At 63.9% G+C, this 14,995-nt stretch carries 17 protein-coding genes; 2 read left to right on the top strand and 15 right to left on the bottom strand.

Going from position 1 to position 14,995, the window contains the following annotated elements:
• Positions 1–70 precede the first annotated feature (70 nt).
• Positions 71–352, bottom strand: a complete 282-nt coding sequence (locus tag ACUCCZ_RS10195) for a cell division protein CrgA (RefSeq protein WP_435918274.1) — start codon at positions 350–352, stop codon at positions 71–73.
• 181 nt (positions 353–533) lie between these two features.
• Here ACUCCZ_RS10195 and ACUCCZ_RS10190 point away from each other — a divergent pair, with 181 nt between their 5' ends.
• Entirely contained in the window at positions 534–1,301 is a 768-nt protein-coding gene (locus ACUCCZ_RS10190; RefSeq protein ID WP_435918318.1) for a DUF881 domain-containing protein, read from the top strand.
• Between the two features lie 66 nt (positions 1,302–1,367).
• A complete protein-coding gene (locus tag ACUCCZ_RS10185) occupies positions 1,368–1,997 on the top strand; it encodes an anthranilate synthase component II (RefSeq protein ID WP_435918275.1) in 630 nt (209 codons plus the stop codon).
• A 1-nt stretch (position 1,998) separates the two neighbouring features.
• On the opposite strand, the gene pknB is transcribed toward ACUCCZ_RS10185, so the two are convergent.
• The 14 genes from pknB to rfbB are packed head-to-tail and all read right to left on the bottom strand — an operon-like array spanning position 1,999 to position 14,915.
• Complete coding sequence (pknB, locus tag ACUCCZ_RS10180) at positions 1,999–3,885, bottom strand: Stk1 family PASTA domain-containing Ser/Thr kinase (RefSeq protein WP_435918276.1); 1,887 nt, start codon at positions 3,883–3,885, stop codon at positions 1,999–2,001.
• A gap of 57 nt (positions 3,886–3,942) precedes the next feature.
• Positions 3,943–5,370: a peptidoglycan D,D-transpeptidase FtsI family protein gene (locus ACUCCZ_RS10175; RefSeq protein WP_435918277.1), complete on the bottom strand. Its 1,428-nt coding sequence runs from the start codon at positions 5,368–5,370 to the stop codon at positions 3,943–3,945.
• The gene (locus ACUCCZ_RS10170; protein ID WP_435918278.1) at positions 5,367–6,773 is read right to left on the bottom strand and encodes an FtsW/RodA/SpoVE family cell cycle protein; all 1,407 of its coding nucleotides are present in this window, start codon (positions 6,771–6,773) and stop codon (positions 5,367–5,369) included. Before ACUCCZ_RS10170 ends, ACUCCZ_RS10175 begins: the two co-directional genes overlap by 4 nt.
• Complete coding sequence (locus tag ACUCCZ_RS10165) at positions 6,773–8,245, bottom strand: protein phosphatase 2C domain-containing protein (protein WP_435918279.1); 1,473 nt, start codon at positions 8,243–8,245, stop codon at positions 6,773–6,775. Before ACUCCZ_RS10165 ends, ACUCCZ_RS10170 begins: the two co-directional genes overlap by 1 nt.
• Positions 8,246–8,248: 3 nt before the next feature.
• Positions 8,249–8,737: an FHA domain-containing protein FhaB/FipA gene (locus ACUCCZ_RS10160; protein ID WP_435918280.1), complete on the bottom strand. Its 489-nt coding sequence runs from the start codon at positions 8,735–8,737 to the stop codon at positions 8,249–8,251.
• A gap of 2 nt (positions 8,738–8,739) precedes the next feature.
• The gene (locus tag ACUCCZ_RS10155) at positions 8,740–9,429 is read right to left on the bottom strand and encodes an FhaA domain-containing protein (RefSeq protein ID WP_435918281.1); all 690 of its coding nucleotides are present in this window, start codon (positions 9,427–9,429) and stop codon (positions 8,740–8,742) included.
• A 44-nt stretch (positions 9,430–9,473) separates the two neighbouring features.
• Complete coding sequence (locus ACUCCZ_RS10150) at positions 9,474–9,683, bottom strand: hypothetical protein (RefSeq protein WP_462981539.1); 210 nt, start codon at positions 9,681–9,683, stop codon at positions 9,474–9,476.
• 5 nt (positions 9,684–9,688) lie between these two features.
• Entirely contained in the window at positions 9,689–10,327 is a 639-nt protein-coding gene (locus tag ACUCCZ_RS10145) for an arsenate reductase/protein-tyrosine-phosphatase family protein (RefSeq protein ID WP_435918283.1), read from the bottom strand.
• Between the two features lie 5 nt (positions 10,328–10,332).
• Entirely contained in the window at positions 10,333–10,551 is a 219-nt protein-coding gene (locus tag ACUCCZ_RS10140; protein ID WP_435918284.1) for a PqqD family protein, read from the bottom strand.
• 47 nt (positions 10,552–10,598) lie between these two features.
• On the bottom strand, positions 10,599–11,534 hold the full coding sequence (locus ACUCCZ_RS10135; protein WP_435918285.1) for a nucleotidyltransferase family protein: 936 nt from the start codon (positions 11,532–11,534) through the stop codon (positions 10,599–10,601).
• Positions 11,535–11,561: 27 nt separating this feature from the next.
• The gene (locus ACUCCZ_RS10130; protein WP_435918286.1) at positions 11,562–11,819 is read right to left on the bottom strand and encodes a PqqD family peptide modification chaperone; all 258 of its coding nucleotides are present in this window, start codon (positions 11,817–11,819) and stop codon (positions 11,562–11,564) included.
• Positions 11,813–12,529 (bottom strand): hypothetical protein, encoded by a 717-nt coding sequence (locus ACUCCZ_RS10125; protein ID WP_435918319.1) that lies wholly within the window; start codon positions 12,527–12,529, stop codon positions 11,813–11,815. Before ACUCCZ_RS10125 ends, ACUCCZ_RS10130 begins: the two co-directional genes overlap by 7 nt.
• Positions 12,529–13,917: a sugar nucleotide-binding protein gene (locus tag ACUCCZ_RS10120; RefSeq protein ID WP_435918287.1), complete on the bottom strand. Its 1,389-nt coding sequence runs from the start codon at positions 13,915–13,917 to the stop codon at positions 12,529–12,531. Before ACUCCZ_RS10120 ends, ACUCCZ_RS10125 begins: the two co-directional genes overlap by 1 nt.
• On the bottom strand, positions 13,917–14,915 hold the full coding sequence (rfbB, locus tag ACUCCZ_RS10115) for a dTDP-glucose 4,6-dehydratase (RefSeq protein ID WP_435918288.1): 999 nt from the start codon (positions 14,913–14,915) through the stop codon (positions 13,917–13,919). The genes ACUCCZ_RS10120 and rfbB overlap by 1 nt, the downstream gene beginning before the upstream one ends.
• Between the last annotated feature and the right edge of the window lie 80 nt (positions 14,916–14,995).

Below are 14,995 nucleotides of genomic sequence, written 5' to 3'. Positions count from 1 at the left end.
CAGAAGGGCAAGTGTTCCAGGACATGCTAAACGGCACAGATGCCCAGCACCTGCGCCGTTTAGCGTCAGCTCATTTCCACAAGGTGGCGACGCCAAAAGCGGCAGCCATGAGGCACATGCCGATGAGGACGCTCCAGTCGCCGAGATCCTTCATGCCGGGGATCTGGTTGCCGGCGATGTAGTAGACGATCAACCACAGCACACCGAGCAGGAAAAGGGGGACGAACACCTTCGGCACCCAGGAGCGGTCAACCGGCGCGGCCTTCTTCTCGGCCCGACGCTCCTCGACCTCGGCCCGGTTCTTGGCCTGGGCCTTCTTCTTGGCTTGCGGTCTGACCTTGGATTCGGGCACGGTGACAACTCCTGAATTTCGAGGACACGCCCACCGAGCGTGATGGGACAAGTCTTACGTGACTAGCCTAGAGGACGATCGCCAATTCCGGCGACACAGGTCGGTCTGCGAGGAGGGGACGATGAGCGACGACAACGACGCCGGGCATCCCGACCCTGCTCCTGCCGCCGAGCCCGAGAAGATGGCGGAGGACGCCGTCGGCGGACCCCTCATCCAGGACATCCGATCGGATTCCCGCCATCCTCGCCTGGCCAGATTCGCCACGGTGCTCGTCATGGCGGTGGCGGGTTTCATGATGACGACGGCCGCGGTCAATTCGCGTGGCCGTGACCTGCGCCCCGAACGCGATACCGACATGGCCACCCTCGTCCGTAACCAGGCCAGTCACAATGCCGCCCTGCAGGAAGAGGCAGCCAGCTTGCGAGCTCAGGTTGACGAGCTCTCCAAGGCCGACCAGGCCCCGGGCATCACCTCTTCGGCTGTCTCCTCGACGTCAGCGTTGGCACCGTCGGTAGGTCTGGGAGCCGTCAGCGGCAGAGCTCTGCGGGTCACCCTTGATGACGCTCCCCTCAGTGAGAATCCCGATGGGGTCGACGCCAACATGCTCGTTGTCCACCAGCAGGACATCCAGATGGTCGTCAACACCCTCTGGGCCGGTGGAACCGAGGCCATGACCATCCAGGGGCAGCGGGTCATCTCGACCACTGCCGTGAAATGCGTCGGCAACACGGTCGTGCTGCACGGGGTTGCCTACGCCCCGCCCTATGTCATCGAGGCGATTGGGGACCGCGGCGCCATGGAGCAAGCCCTTGACACATCCGAGGCGGTGCGGATCTACAAGGAATATGTGAACGCCTACCAGCTCGGATGGTCGGTGGAGCGGCTCGGTTCGGTCACGATGCCGGCCTACGCTGGCACCGTCGCCATGGGCCACGCCACCCCGCGTTGAGACTACCCGCCTGACACAACCTGAACACGATGGCATCTCGACTCCGGCCTGCGACACAATGACCCCATGACAGCCAGGGTTCTCGTCGTCGACAACTACGACTCCTTCGTGTGGAATCTCGTGTCCTACCTGGGACAGATCGGGGCGGAAACCACCGTGGTTCGCAACGATGACCCTCTCTTCGAGGATGCGCAGTGGTGGGATCCCTTCGACGGCATCCTGCTCTCACCCGGCCCCGGGCATCCGGAGGACGCCGGAGTGTGCGTTGACGTCCTGCGTGGTGCCCATCGACCGATCTTCGGGGTCTGTCTGGGTATGCAGGCCATGGCCATTGCGTGGGGAGGCCACGTCGGGCGTGCCGAGGAGCAACTGCACGGCAAGACCTCGCTGATACACCACGAGGGCAAGGGGGTTTTCGCTGGCCTGCCAGATCCGCTCGTCGTCACCCGTTACCACTCCCTGGCCGTGGACGAGATCCCGGCCGAGCTGGAGGTGACAGCACGCACGGACACCGGCGTCGTCATGGGTCTGCGTCACCGCAGCCTGCCGGTGGAAGGGGTGCAGTTCCACCCCGAGTCAGTACTCTCCCAGCACGGTCACCAGATGCTCGCCACCTGGTTGGCGGAGTGCGGGGATCCGGAAGCTCCCGCGCGCGCCAGCCAGATGAGCCCGCTGATGAGTGCGACGAACCACTGATTCAGCCGTGAGATGACGGGCTGGGCGTCGATGTCGGTGCCGGAGCGATCGACGAGGTTGACGGGTCCTCGCTCGGGGCAGAGCTCGTGGGGGCCTCGCGAGTCGGTTCCGGTGCGACGGCGACGAGCACCTTGATGGCAGTCGACCTCTTGGCAGCGGCCCCGTAATCCGGGTCCTGGCTGAACACCGTTCTCGGAGCAGCCGAGGACGTCGTCTGACGCTCCACGGAGATGGAGAATCCGCTCGAGCTGGCGGCGGCGTTGGCCTCTTCGACGCTCATACCCTTGAGGTTCGGGACGATCGACTTACCGGTCGCGATCGTCAGGGTCACCTGCTGTTCAGGGGTCAGCGACGTTCCAGCACTCGGGCTGACGGAATCAACCGTGCCTGCCTTGGCGGTATTCGGCTCAGTTTTGGGGTCATCGTTGTTGACCTTGATCTGGTTGTCCGAGAATCCGGCCTCCTTGAGGGCTTTGACGGCATCCGACTTGGACATTCCGACGATGTTCTGCGGGATGGTCAGCTGCTTCGGTCCGTCATTGACGGTGATCGTCACCTCGCTGCCCTCGGGAACCTTCTGGTTGGCAGCAGGATTCTGGGAGACGACCTGGTTGGCCGTGGACTCATCCTTCTGGACGTGTTCGACCTTGACCTTGAGGCTGGCGTTCTCCAGGGTCGAGGTAGCTCCCTGCTGGCTCAGACCAGTGACCGCCGGGACATCCACCATCGTGACGGTGCTCGACGGCGTCGGGGACGGCGAGGGGTCCGAGGAGGGGCCAAGCGTTTTGTACAGCCCGAATCCGATCAGAGCGACCAACACCAAGACCAGGATCGTCACGAGGACGATTCGCCAACGTTTGCGCTGGGGCTCTTCAGGCTCCTCGGGGTCGTCGTCTCGAGCTGGAGTGACACCATTTCGCTGTGCAGCGGCAGCCGGAGCGGGACGAGTTGCGGCGGCAGTCGCCGCGGCAGCCGGGATGAGGTGGGTCTGCTCCTGCGTGTCGGCCTCGGGATCCGCGTGAGTCTGCATTGCCAGTGGTTCGCGTCCCGACAGCAAACGATCAATGTCGTCATGCATCTGTTTGGCGGTCTGGTAGCGATCGGTCGGGTCCTTCGCCAAGGCCTTGAGGGTGATGGCGTCCATCTCACAGGTGATCTCGGAGTCCAGCGAGGACGGCGGGGCCGGGATCTCGCGAACGTGCTGGTAGGCCACCGAGACGGGGGAGTCGCCGATGAACGGCGGGCGTCCGACCAACAGCTCGTACAGCAGGCAGCCGGTGGCATAGATGTCGGCTCGGTTGTCCACGGTCTCGCCGCGAGCCTGCTCCGGGGAAAGGTATTGGGCGGTGCCGATGACGGCGGCCGTCTGGGTCATGGTGGCGGAGGTGTCGGCGACTGCGCGGGCGATGCCGAAGTCCATCACCTTGACGTATCCCTCACGGGTGAGCATGACGTTGGCCGGCTTGATGTCACGGTGGACGATACCGGCGGCGTGGGAGTAGCTCAGCGCATCGAGCACACCTTGGGTGAACTCCAGGGCACGGCGGGGAAGGATCTTGCGGCCGTCACGCAGCACGTCGCGCAGGGTGTGACCGTCAATGAGCTCCATGACGATGTAGGGCACCTGCAGGCCAGTCGTCGGATCCTTCGTCTCACCGGTGTCATACACGGCGACGATGTTCGGATGGTTGAGGCGCGCTGCTGACTGCGCCTCACGCTGGAACCTCGCCTGGAAGGTGTCGTCGCTGGCGAGGTCAGCGCGCAGTCTCTTGACGGCGACGTCGCGGCCGAGACGGTGGTCGCGGGCCTTCCAGACATCGGCCATGCCGCCACGGCCGATGAGGTTCTGCAGTTCGTAACGCCCGGAGAGCCAACTCTCAGTGCCCATTGAGGGATCTCCTTCGTGGTGAGACGTGGTGGAATGTGTTGGTTGATTGTCTGATTGTCATCTCATCGCCTCGATGACATCTCTGGCGATGGGCGCCGCGAGTCGGCCTCCGTAGACCTCGTCGATGGCGGTGTCCGAGGATTGGATGAAGACCGCCACTGCGACGTGTGGCTTGTCCGACCACCCCACGAACCACGCGTAGGGGGCCTTGCCCCTCATCGTCTGCGCAGTACCGGTCTTGCCGCCGACGGTGACTCCGTCGATGCGTGCCCTCTTACCGGTGCCGTTGTTGACCACCGAGACCATCATCGACTTCAGCTGTTCAGCCGAGTCCTTCGTCATCGGTTGGGACATCTGCCGAGGTTGATGTTCGGAAACCACCTGAAGATTCGATGCCCGAACCTGCGCGGTGAGATAGGGGGCCATGAGCTTTCCGCTGTTGGCAATGCCGGCGGTGACCATGGCCATCTGCAACGGGGAGGCGGCGACGTCGAACTGCCCGATGGAGCTCTGTGCGAGCTGGGCGTCGTTGAGCTCTTGGGGGAACTTCGAGGCCACCATCGAGATGTCGGAGTCGACGGTGTCGCCGAATCCGAACTCCTTGGCCTGGTCACGGATCTTGTCCTGCCCCAGCGTGACGCCGAGTTTTCCGAAGGCGGTGTTGCAGGAAACCGTCAACGCCTGAGTCATGGTGATCTGTTTGCCGCCGCAGTACTCGTCATTCGTCAACGGTGTGCGGGAACCGGGCAGGATCCACTTCTCGGGGGCATCGATCTTCGACGTGTCGCTGTAACCATTCTGCAAGGCGGCAGCGGCGGTGACGAGCTTGAAGATCGACCCGGGTGCGTAGATCTCTCGGGTGGCGCGGTTGGACAACGGAGACGACTTGTCGGCAACGAGGTCCTTCCACGCCTGGCTGGTGTCGTCGAGGCGATGGGAGGCCAGATCGTTGGGGTCATAGGAGGGGGAGGACGCCATGGCCAGCACCGCGCCGGTGGTGTAGTCGAGCGCAACGACGGCGCCCTTCTTGCCCTTGAGCCCCTTCCATGCGGCGTCCTGGGCCTTGGCGTCGATCGTCGTGGTGATCGATCCGCCTTCAGGCTTGTGACCGGACAACGTTCCTGTGATTCGGGAAAGCCACTGGGCATCAGAGGTTCCGGTCAGCTGGGCGTTCTGGGTCTGCTCCAGCATGGAACGTCCGTAGTAATAGGAGTAGTACCCGGTGATGGGGGCGTACTCCGGGCCGGAGGGATAGACGCGCTGGTAGGCGAACTTGCCGTCGCTGGACGTGGTGGTCGCGATGGGCATCGAACCGACGAGGATGTCGCCACGGTTCTGGGAGAACTCGGCGTCTCGCACGCGAACGTTGCGGGGATCATTGTTGAGGCCGGCCTGCCGGAAGATGGCCGATCCGGTGAGATTGACCATGAGGGCGAGGAACATCAGCCCGGCGAGCAGGGAGACCCCGCGAATCTGCTTGTTCATCGCGTGTCTCCATTCGAGACGACGGCGGTGGCTGTCTGGGCTTGAGGGTCAACGGGAACGGTGGCGACGAAGTCGTCGGCCGGCCTTCGGTTGCGGTGCGACACGATCATGATGAGTGCGACGATGACCCAGTTGGCCACCAGGGACGACCCGCCTTGGCTCATGAATGGCGTCGTCAGGCCAGTAAGTGGCAATAGTCGGGTGACGCCACCGATGATGGCGAAGACCTGGAGGGCAAGGGTGAAGGACAGTCCAGCGACCATGAGTTTGCCGAACTCGTCTCGGCAGCCGAGGGCCGTGCGCATACCGCGAGCAGTGAGGATGAAGAACATCACGATGACGGCCATGAGGCCGGTGACGCCGAGCTCCTCGCCGATCGAGGAGGCTATGAAGTCGCTCCATGACAGCGGCACCATGCCGGGACGTCCAAGCCCCCAGCCACGCCCGGCAAGACCACCCCACGCCAACCCGAATTGGGCCTGGATGATCTGGTAATTCTGGCTGTAGTCAGTGAAGGGGTGCAGCCAGGAGTCGAAGCGGATGCGCACGTGACCGAAGAAGGCGTACGCCAGTGCAGCGCCGCCGACCAGGCTGATCGCTCCCAGGATCGCCCATCCGACCCGCTCGGTCGTGATATACAGCATCACGACGAACATGCCGTAGAAGAGCATTCCGGTGCCCAGGTCGTTCTGGTAGACGATGACGAGCATCGTCGCCACCCACATCACCGCGATCGGGCCGAGGTCACGGGCGCGGGGCAGTGTGATGCCCAGGAACGTGTGGCCGGCACGGGAGAGCACGTCGCGGTTGTCGATGAGGTAGGCCGCGAAGGCGATGGCCAGCACCACCTTGGAGACCTCGGCGGGCTGGAAGCTGTAGGGGCCGAGGTGGATCCACACCCGCGATCCCAGCACGGCCATCCCCAGGCCGGGAACCAGAGGCAGCATGAGAAAACCCAGTCCGACGATGAACAGCACGTAGGGGTACTTCTGCAACTTGCGGTGGTCGCGCAGGATGAGCAGGGTCGCCACGAAGAGGACGATGCCCAGGGCCGTCCACAGGGCCTGGGTCTCCATCCGGTGATAGTGCGGGTCGGGGATGAGGTCGATGCGGTGAATCATCGCGAGCCCGAGCCCATTGAGGGTGACGACGATGGGCAGAACCACCGGGTCGGCGTAAGGAGTGACGATCCTCACGAAGACGTGCGTGATGACAGCCATTCCCAGCCAGAACCCGCCGACCATCATCCACGTCTTGGGCAGCTCATGGTTGATGTTGAGCTCGGTGAGCACCCAGCCGGCGAAGCCGATGGCCCAGGCCATGAGGAGCATGAACAGCTCCGTCCAGCGCCTCTTGCTCTGGACGACGACGGTTCCGTCACCGAATTCCTGTCCGATGCTCATCAGCAATCCCCCGAGCTGACGGCGGGGAGGTCCACCTCATGCCCCGAGGCGTTCGGTGAGGGCATCTCGGAGGTCGGCGACGGGGCGGCAGGGGTCGGCACTGTGGACGGGCGAGGAGTACCAGAACCACTGGCAGGCCGTGGGCTCGTTGACGGTGCTGTCGAGGGTTTGGTCGGGGCAGCGGGCGGGGTCGCGGCCATGTCACGCACAGCCCTGCATTGCTCAGCTCCGGTACGCAGTTCGGCAACCGTGGCGTGGGCGGACTCCATTGAGGAGACACGGATGTTGCCCGAGACACGATCGCGGTAGTAGCGGGGAAGATCAGTGGTCTTGATGTCCGTCGTCTCGGCGACGTGGGAGAGCTGGATCCACGCCAGGGAGTCCGGCGATCCCTGGTAGATCGCCACCGCGTTGCCGTCGGTGCCCACGTAGTACTGGGTGTTCAGGTAGGCGCGAGTGCCGAAGATCCCGCCGGTCACGACAGCGGCGAGAGCGAGCATGACAACCGGCCACAGCCAGTAGCGATGGTGGCGAGTCCGGGAGTCCACGGGGGCATATCGCATGGACTCCTCGGCCTCGGAGTCGAAGAGCACGGTTGACGCGCCGTCGTCCTTCGTCGCGGAGGACGGTTTCTCGACGGAGAGCGGAGCGGTGACCTCGTGCTCGGGAACCTTGCGGGTTGTCGCTGCCCCGATGATGTGGGGTTCGGAGGCGTCCAGGGTGGGATCAGCCTCAACGACCTCGGCAACGACGACGGTGATGTTGTCGGTGCCGCCAGCGGCATGGGCATCCGTCGTCAGCAGGTCGACGACATCGTCGAGACTGGTGGTGCCGAGGTGCTCGGCGATTTTCTCGTCGTCAACGAGACCGCACAGTCCGTCAGAGCAGAAGAGGATGCGGTCTCCCAGCCGAAGATCCACGATCTGGGTGTCCGGGACGTGCTGGGGCTGGCCATTGAGCACCTTGAGAAGGAGGGACCGATGCGGGTGGACCGCAGCCTCCTCGGGGGTGATCCGACCATCATCGATGAGGGACTGCACCCACGAGTGGTCGTGTGTCATCCGCTTCATGCGGCCCTGACGCAGTAGGTAGCCGCGGGAGTCACCGATGTGGACCACACCGAGCTGGGTGCCTGAGAACATCGCTCCGCAGAAGGTCGTCCCCATGCCCTCCAGAGAGGAATCCCACGCCACGAGGTCGGCCAGTTCGTCATTGGCGTCAGCCACTGCACCAGCCAGAATGGTGAGCATTTCCTCGCCCTGCGGGCGGCCCGGGGAGTCCTTCCCGGAGAACCTTTCGTCAGCTCGAGCGACGTGACGCACGGCGACGGTGGAGGCGAGGTCACCTGCGGCGGCACCACCCATGCCGTCGGCGACGACGAGCATTCTCGGGGAGACGTACCCCGAGTCCTGGTTGTTGCGTCGTACCAGGCCAATTTCGGAGTGGCATCGAACATCGAGGGAGAAGGCCATGGCTCACCACCCGCCGGTGACGGTCATGACGGTCCTGCCAATTCGCACCTCGTCCCCCACCGACAGGCGCGTCGGATCCTCGATGCGCTCACCGTTGACATGGGTGCCATTTGTCGAGGCCAGATCCTCGACGAACCACGCACCGTCGAGTCCGGGGCTGAACTCGGCGTGACGAGTGGAGGCGTAGTCGTCGTCAATGGGCAGGGTGCAGTCGTTTCCGCGTCCCACGGTGACGGCGTTGGCCAACGGGACATGAGTGCCGGCCCGACTTCCCGAGATGACCTGCAGACCCGTCGGTACCGGGGAGACCTCGCGCCGACGAGCCTTGCGGGCCTTGCCGCGTCGTCCCGAACCCACGGCAGCTGCCTCGGCATTACGAGGAACTCGATGGCCATAGATGTCGGTACGAATGACGTTGGTGACCAGCAGGATGAAGATCCACAACACCGCCAGATATGCGATGCGCAACAGTGCGACCAGGAATTCGCTCACGATCACATCCCCGTCGGAGAGTGAACCAGCATCCGCGTGGAGCCGATCTCGATGCGTGACCCGTCGCTGATCTCCGTGCTGGAGACCTTGACGCCGTTGACCGTCACGCCATTGGTGGAGTTGAGGTCTTCGATGGATAGGCCAATTCCGTCGCCCTGGGGCCAGACATTGATTCGGGCATGGAGGCGAGAGATCCCCGGGTCGTTGATCCGGATGTCAGCGTCGGAACCACGACCGATCGTCAGCCCCGGAGGAGTGAGGGGATGACGCACTCCATTGACCTCCAGAACCAGCGGTGCGCTACCGCCGGCCGTGGCCTCGGCATGGTTCTCCCCGGTCAGGACGGTGAACTTGCCGACCGGCAGGGAGTCGTTCAGGTCGTACCGGATGTGGATGGGCCCGTTGAAGACGTAGTGACGCTCACTGGCGTGATCGCGCAGGGTCGGGATGATCTCGGCGTTCAGGGTCTTGGTGTAGGGAACAAGACGTTCATAATCTCGGCTCGACAGCTGGACGACGAAGTCGTTGGGAACCAGCGACTTGTCACGGGACAGGATCTGAGCCTCGGAGTCGAGTTCGCGCTGCAAGCGACCGGCGATCTCCACCGGCTCGACCTCACCACGGAAGGCGCGCGCGAAGACACCGCTGACGGCGCCTTCGATCGACTTCTCGACCTTGTCCAGGAAACCCACCCGGCTCCTCCTTCCGGTTCACATGTCGGGCTGGGTGGCCCGTTTCACACGGGCCACCACCATGCGAGTGTACCCAGAAGGTCTGACGACGCCCCTGTGGCGACCGTGTTCCGCGTGGCGAGCGCCATCCCCGAAGGCTTCTTCGGAAGCGCCACCGGGGCCGGGGTGCCCTGGAGGTCGATGACCTCGTCGACATGGCTGGGATCGGTCACAATGATGGCGGATTGTTGGTCGAGGCTCTCGGCGAGGTGCATGGTGGTCATTCTGCCGCGTGTCGGGGCTTTACGGGGGCCAGGATGTGTTCCAGGTCATCGGGGAGTCCGTCTGCCGCGCGGCGGGGCCTCACGGGGGTCAGCATGTGCTCCAGGTCCTCGAGGAGCCCGTCCAATGTGTCGGCGCAGGCGCGTACGACCTCACTGCTCTGACGGAAGGGGTCCTCGATGTCGTCAGTTACACCGACTGCGGAGCGATTCTGAAATGCTGTGTCAATGACCTGGCGAGGGTCCATCGTTGGGTCGTCCCAGGTCAGGGCACTGGCGATCGCGACGAATTGCGACAGGGTGAAGGTCCGTTTCATCACTTGTGGCCACCACCCGATGATGGCGTCGCGCTGTATCGCCGTCATGGTGAGTATGAGGTCCGCGTTCTCGGCGTCGTCGATCTCGATCTGGTGGGAGGAGGTCGCGATCGCCTGGGACTGACGACGCTTGAGCTCGCGGCGCATCCGTCCCCACATCGGCAGGCCTTCCTCAGCCTGGCAGCCTGAACTGGACGTCTCGAATCGCGAGGGATTGAACAAGTGAGCTGCGCGGGCCTGGCAATACGCTGAGCGGCAGATATTGGCGGTGCAGACGAAATGGATTCGCAGCGGGTCCGTCGAATGTGCGTGTTCGGTCATGATCGTCAACCTTTCGCGGTCACGATACCGAGGGATTCCAGGTGGCGCAGGTAGCTGATGACGTCCTCACGGATGTGGTCGGCAGATACGTCGACCAGGGCAGCGACGTCCTCAACGATCTTCTCGGTCGTCGCTCCCGGGTGTTCGGCGACCGCGTCCCAGATGATTCTGCCGCTGCTGTCGAGGCGATACACCTGGGTGTCGGGGACGGTTGCGACAGCCACGGCATCTCCGTCGTACGTCCATGCCACATTGGGTCTGATCCGCCACGTCATCGGCGGCCCTTTCGGCGGTGCGAGCCCAGCTGCTTCCGGGCCTGTCTGCGAGCCACCTGGAAGACCTCTTGGGAGGCCTTCACGGTGCGATCCCAGTAGCCGCGGGCGATGTCAGCACGGGTGAGCTCGTGGCCGAGGTTCATGCGCAAGTGCGGTCGGTTGAGGGCGAGGGACCTCAGAATCACCTGAACGGCGTCCTTGCGGGTGGGGGCGGCATGGATCCGAGCGCGCCACTCGTGCAGACGACTGGGGTCCCCGGTCGAGAACTGTCGCCACAGGTCATAGGTGCGGTGTCCGCGAAACTGGTCCAGTTCGCCGATGACGGCGGCCAGAGCGACTTGGGCGTTGAGATCGCGGGCCAGGGTGCGTACGGCCCGACGGTCGTGGTCGTCAGCATCGTCCCAACAACGCACCTTGTCAGGATGGTTCGGGTTACCACTACGGGCTGCGTGCAGCAGAAGGATGAGGCGCTGGTCGGTCACGCTGGGGGTGTGGATGGGGGTGTGGGCGATGTCGATTCCTTGACGACGGGTCCACAGCGCTTGGAAGGCCTGCGAGGGTGCGATGTCGATCCCCGGAAATTGTCGGTGGACGTCGGCGTAGCCAAGGAACTCGTGCCAGTAATTGGCCGCATGACCGAAGGCTGAGCCGTCACGGAAATCAGCCACCTTGTGCCAGCCGTGGTTGGCGAGTGTGTTCTCGAACTGGGCGAGGTGCTCGGGACGCACGAGGATGTCTGCATCCGTGGAACCGCGGGGGATGACGGTGTCCTTGCCGTCTACGAAGCGGTGCCCCAGGAGTTCTGGGGAGACGGCGGGGCCTTTGACATGCAGCACGTCGGCACCGCATCGGTCGGCCAGCCGTTGCAGGACGCCGTGGGTCAGCTCGATGCGACTCGCAGTGCCAATCGTCACCTCGGTCACGCCATTCATCGTCTTGGAGCTTATCAATGAGTGGCGTCATGATTTCATCAATATCCCGTTGCGGGTCATGGTGTCGACGAAACTCGTTAGTGCCTCGGCCAGGGTACCGTCGGGCGGCGGCCCGAAAAGGGCCTCGAGTTCGCGACCCAACTCGTCGAATTCGAGTGGGGTCTCGAGAATGTCCCATATCGCGACGGCGAGGGGTGTGAGTCGGAAAATGGCCTCCTCAATGATGACGAGTGCCTCGTCGTCCTCGAACCAGATGTCTGTGACGTCGGCGCGCTGAATCAGCATGGCGCCCCCAAAAGGTCGTCGATGAACGGGTCGAGGGTGCCATGCTCGGCATATTGGGCTCGCCAGACGCCTCCGGCGTGCGAGATGAGATCTGCCAGCAGGCACAGTGGCTTGGGGAGCTTGTAGATCGACGAGGACTGTTCGGCCATCGTCACCATGGCGTCAAGACGCCGCACGGGGGTGGTGCGAGTGTCGTGGGAGTCGTCTCGTGCCAGCAGCACGAGGTGACTGACGTGGGGATCGGGGTGGCAGGTCTGCAGTCCCAGGTCGTCGGGGCTGAGTTCTGCCTTCTCCCCGGACAGGTCGGGACGACGAGTCGACAGCGGCTTGGGGTAGGGGAGGATCCGCCAGGTGCCGGGCTCGATGGCGACCGTTTCGTCGCTGATGTACCCGTAGCGTTGCCCTAGGTGGGTGGCGAGGGTGGTTTTCCCGGTGCCACCAGGGGCGACGAAGACGACCGAGTCCCCGGTGACCGGGTGACACACGGCACCGGCGTGAAACATGAGGAGGCGGCCAATCTGACGTGAGATGAGTTTCCGGGTGATCTCCTGGGTCAGGGAGGATGCCGACATCGGACCGGGGGCGAGCAGGACCGGTTCGGGATCCGGGGCGCTGAGGCAACGTGCCCACGCGTGGCGGAGCTCCTCCTGGTCCAGCCCGGTCCCGGATGCGTCGACCTGCACCGTGGTGCCGAGGGCTGCCAAATCCATCACTTGGTCACGCCCAGGTACTCGCGCAGCCGGTCAGCAGTCGTGGCCGGAGTGAACCCGCTGGCCTCGATGCGGGACAGGTCAAGGGTGGAATGCTCGGGACGCGGGGCCAAGTCCTTGCCCTTGCCCCATTCGGCTGAGGTTGTCGGGGTGACGGTGCCGTCGGCTCCCAACAGGGTGAAGATCTCGCTCGCGATGTCGAACCAGGTCTGCGTCGGTCCTTCATTGGAGATGTTGTAGCTGCCGAAAGGCGCCTCGGTCGTCAGCAGGTGGACGATTGCGGCAGCAAGATCTCGGGTGAAGGTGAGACGGCCGTGCTGGTCCGAGACGACCTGAGGGCTGATGCCGCGACGCGCCAGATTGGCCATGGTGTTGACGAAGTTGTCGCCCTCGCCGACGACCCAGCTGGTGCGCAGCACATAGTGGCGCGGATACGCGGTGACGATCTCGTCGGCAGCGGCCTTGGTGATGCCGTAGATGCCCAGCGGGCTGAAGGTCTCGTCCTCGGTGTGGAGCGGGTTGGTGCCGTCGAAGACGTAGTCGCTGGAGACGTGGACCAGGGCGGCGAGTCGCTCAGCGGCGATCCGGGCCAGGTGGGCGACCCCGGAGACGTTGGCAGCCCAGACGGTGGCCCGGTTGGCGGGGTCCTCGGCAGCGTCGACGGCGGTGTAGGCGGCGGCATTGATGATGGTGCCGACCCCACTCCAGTCGAAGGCGTCAAGGCTGGCCGGATTGGACAGGTCGAGGGTCTCGCGGGTCGTGAACTCGGCGTCGGGCAGGAGCTGGCGCAGGGCCCTGCCGAGCTGGCCGTTGGACCCCAACACGACGGTGCGCGGCTTACGGAAGGGGATGACCCCGCTCAGCGGCGGGTGATGGCGATCAGCCTCGGACAGCTCTGCCTGGTCCACGCAGATCGGCCACTTGATGCCCAGTGCCGGGTCGGCGAGGTTGACGAAGGTGTAGGACTTCCTGGCCTGGGCCGACCAGTGGTCGTTGACGAGATAGCTGTATGTCGTGCCGTCCTCGAGAGCCTGGTAACCGTTGCCGACTCCTCGGGGGACGAAGACTGCAGTCTCGGGTCCCATCTCGACGGTGACGACGGTGCCAAAGGAGTTCCCGTCGCGTAGATCCACCCAGGCGCCGAGGATGCGCCCAGTTGCCACTGAGACGAGTTTGTCCCACGGCTCGGCGTGCATTCCCCGGGTGACGCCTGCCTGAGCGTTGTGTGACACATTGTTTTGTACTGGTCCGAAATCGGGTAGGCCGAGAGCGGTCATCTTCGCGCGTTGCCAGTTCTCCTTGAACCAGCCGCGGTTGTCGCCATGCAGGGGAAGGTGCAGGACGAGAAGGCCCGGGATGTCGGTGGTGTCGATGCTCAATTCACTCATCACTGCCCCTTCGCTGCGTAGGCGGCCTCGGTGGCCTCCTTCTGGGGACGCCACCACGACTCGTTGTTGCGGTACCAGTCGATTGTCGCCGCCAGGCCGTTTCGGAAGTTCGTGTACTCGGGTTGCCAGCCGAGTTCCTCGCGCAGCTTGGTGGCGTCGATGGCGTAGCGCAGGTCGTGGCCGGGGCGGTCGTTGACGTGGTCGTAGCCGTCGGTGGGCTGGCCCATGAGTTCAAGAATGAGTTCGATGACGGTTTTGTTGTCGAGCTCACCGTCGGCCCCGATGAGGTACGTTTCGCCGATCGTGCCGCGTTCGAGGATCGTCCACACTGCCGAGTTGTGGTCGTCAACGTGGATCCAGTCGCGGACGTTGAGGCCGCTCCCGTAGAGTTTGGGGCGTCGTCCCTCAAGGACTTCGGTGATCTGACGGGGGATGAACTTCTCGACGTGCTGGCGTGGGCCGTAGTTGTTCGAGCAGTTCGAGATGGTGGCCTGGACTCCGAATGAGCGTACCCAAGCACGTACCAGAAGGTCCGAAGAGGCTTTGGAAGCTGAGTAGGGCGACGACGGGTTGTATCGAGTCTGTGGGGTGAACTTGGTGGGGTCGTCGAGCTGAAGGTCGCCATAGACCTCGTCGGTGGAAATGTGGTGTAGCCGCGTTTCGTGTTTGCGGACGGATTGTAGCAGGGTGAAGGTGCCAACAATGTTGGTCTGGATGAACGGGGCCGGACCGTCCAGGGAGTTGTCATTGTGGGATTCAGCGGCGAAGTGGACGACGGCATCGTGATGGGAGACGAGCTCATCGACGAGGTCAGCATCACACACCGATCCTCGTACCAGCTGGAAGCGGTTACGGGGCAGCCCTGTCAGGGAGGCCTCGTTGGCGGCGTAGGTCATCGCGTCCAAGACCGTGACTGTGGCGTCAGTGTTGTCGATGATCCAGTGGGCAAAGTTGCTGCCGATGAACCCGGCTCCGCCAGTGACGAGAAGGGAGTGCATAACAGGCAGTGTAGAGGAAGCCATGCCCGATGGTTTTCCCATCGCTGGAGCAGCATGGCTTCGGGGTGAAACCGGCCTGA

The organism is Cutibacterium nasicola (genome assembly GCF_052654715.2).
Note: the sequence above shows the minus strand (reverse complement) of the source record. Positions and strands in the feature narration are given on the sequence as shown.

Coding starts and splice junctions, on each gene's coding strand:
- ACUCCZ_RS10145 (WP_435918283.1), bottom strand. CDS start 10,327: ATGACCGAACACGCACATTCGACGGACCCGCTGCGAATCCATTTCGTC.
- ACUCCZ_RS10165 (WP_435918279.1), bottom strand. CDS start 8,245: ATGGCCTTCTCCCTCGATGTTCGATGCCACTCCGAAATTGGCCTGGTA.
- rfbB (WP_435918288.1), bottom strand. CDS start 14,915: ATGCACTCCCTTCTCGTCACTGGCGGAGCCGGGTTCATCGGCAGCAAC.
- ACUCCZ_RS10120 (WP_435918287.1), bottom strand. CDS start 13,917: ATGAGTGAATTGAGCATCGACACCACCGACATCCCGGGCCTTCTCGTC.
- ACUCCZ_RS10175 (WP_435918277.1), bottom strand. CDS start 5,370: ATGAACAAGCAGATTCGCGGGGTCTCCCTGCTCGCCGGGCTGATGTTC.
- pknB (WP_435918276.1), bottom strand. CDS start 3,885: ATGGGCACTGAGAGTTGGCTCTCCGGGCGTTACGAACTGCAGAACCTC.
- ACUCCZ_RS10170 (WP_435918278.1), bottom strand. CDS start 6,773: ATGAGCATCGGACAGGAATTCGGTGACGGAACCGTCGTCGTCCAGAGC.
- ACUCCZ_RS10190 (WP_435918318.1), top strand. CDS start 534: ATGGCGGAGGACGCCGTCGGCGGACCCCTCATCCAGGACATCCGATCG.
- ACUCCZ_RS10135 (WP_435918285.1), bottom strand. CDS start 11,534: ATGAATGGCGTGACCGAGGTGACGATTGGCACTGCGAGTCGCATCGAG.
- ACUCCZ_RS10125 (WP_435918319.1), bottom strand. CDS start 12,529: ATGGATTTGGCAGCCCTCGGCACCACGGTGCAGGTCGACGCATCCGGG.
- ACUCCZ_RS10130 (WP_435918286.1), bottom strand. CDS start 11,819: ATGCTGATTCAGCGCGCCGACGTCACAGACATCTGGTTCGAGGACGAC.
- ACUCCZ_RS10185 (WP_435918275.1), top strand. CDS start 1,368: ATGACAGCCAGGGTTCTCGTCGTCGACAACTACGACTCCTTCGTGTGG.
- ACUCCZ_RS10150 (WP_462981539.1), bottom strand. CDS start 9,683: ATGCACCTCGCCGAGAGCCTCGACCAACAATCCGCCATCATTGTGACC.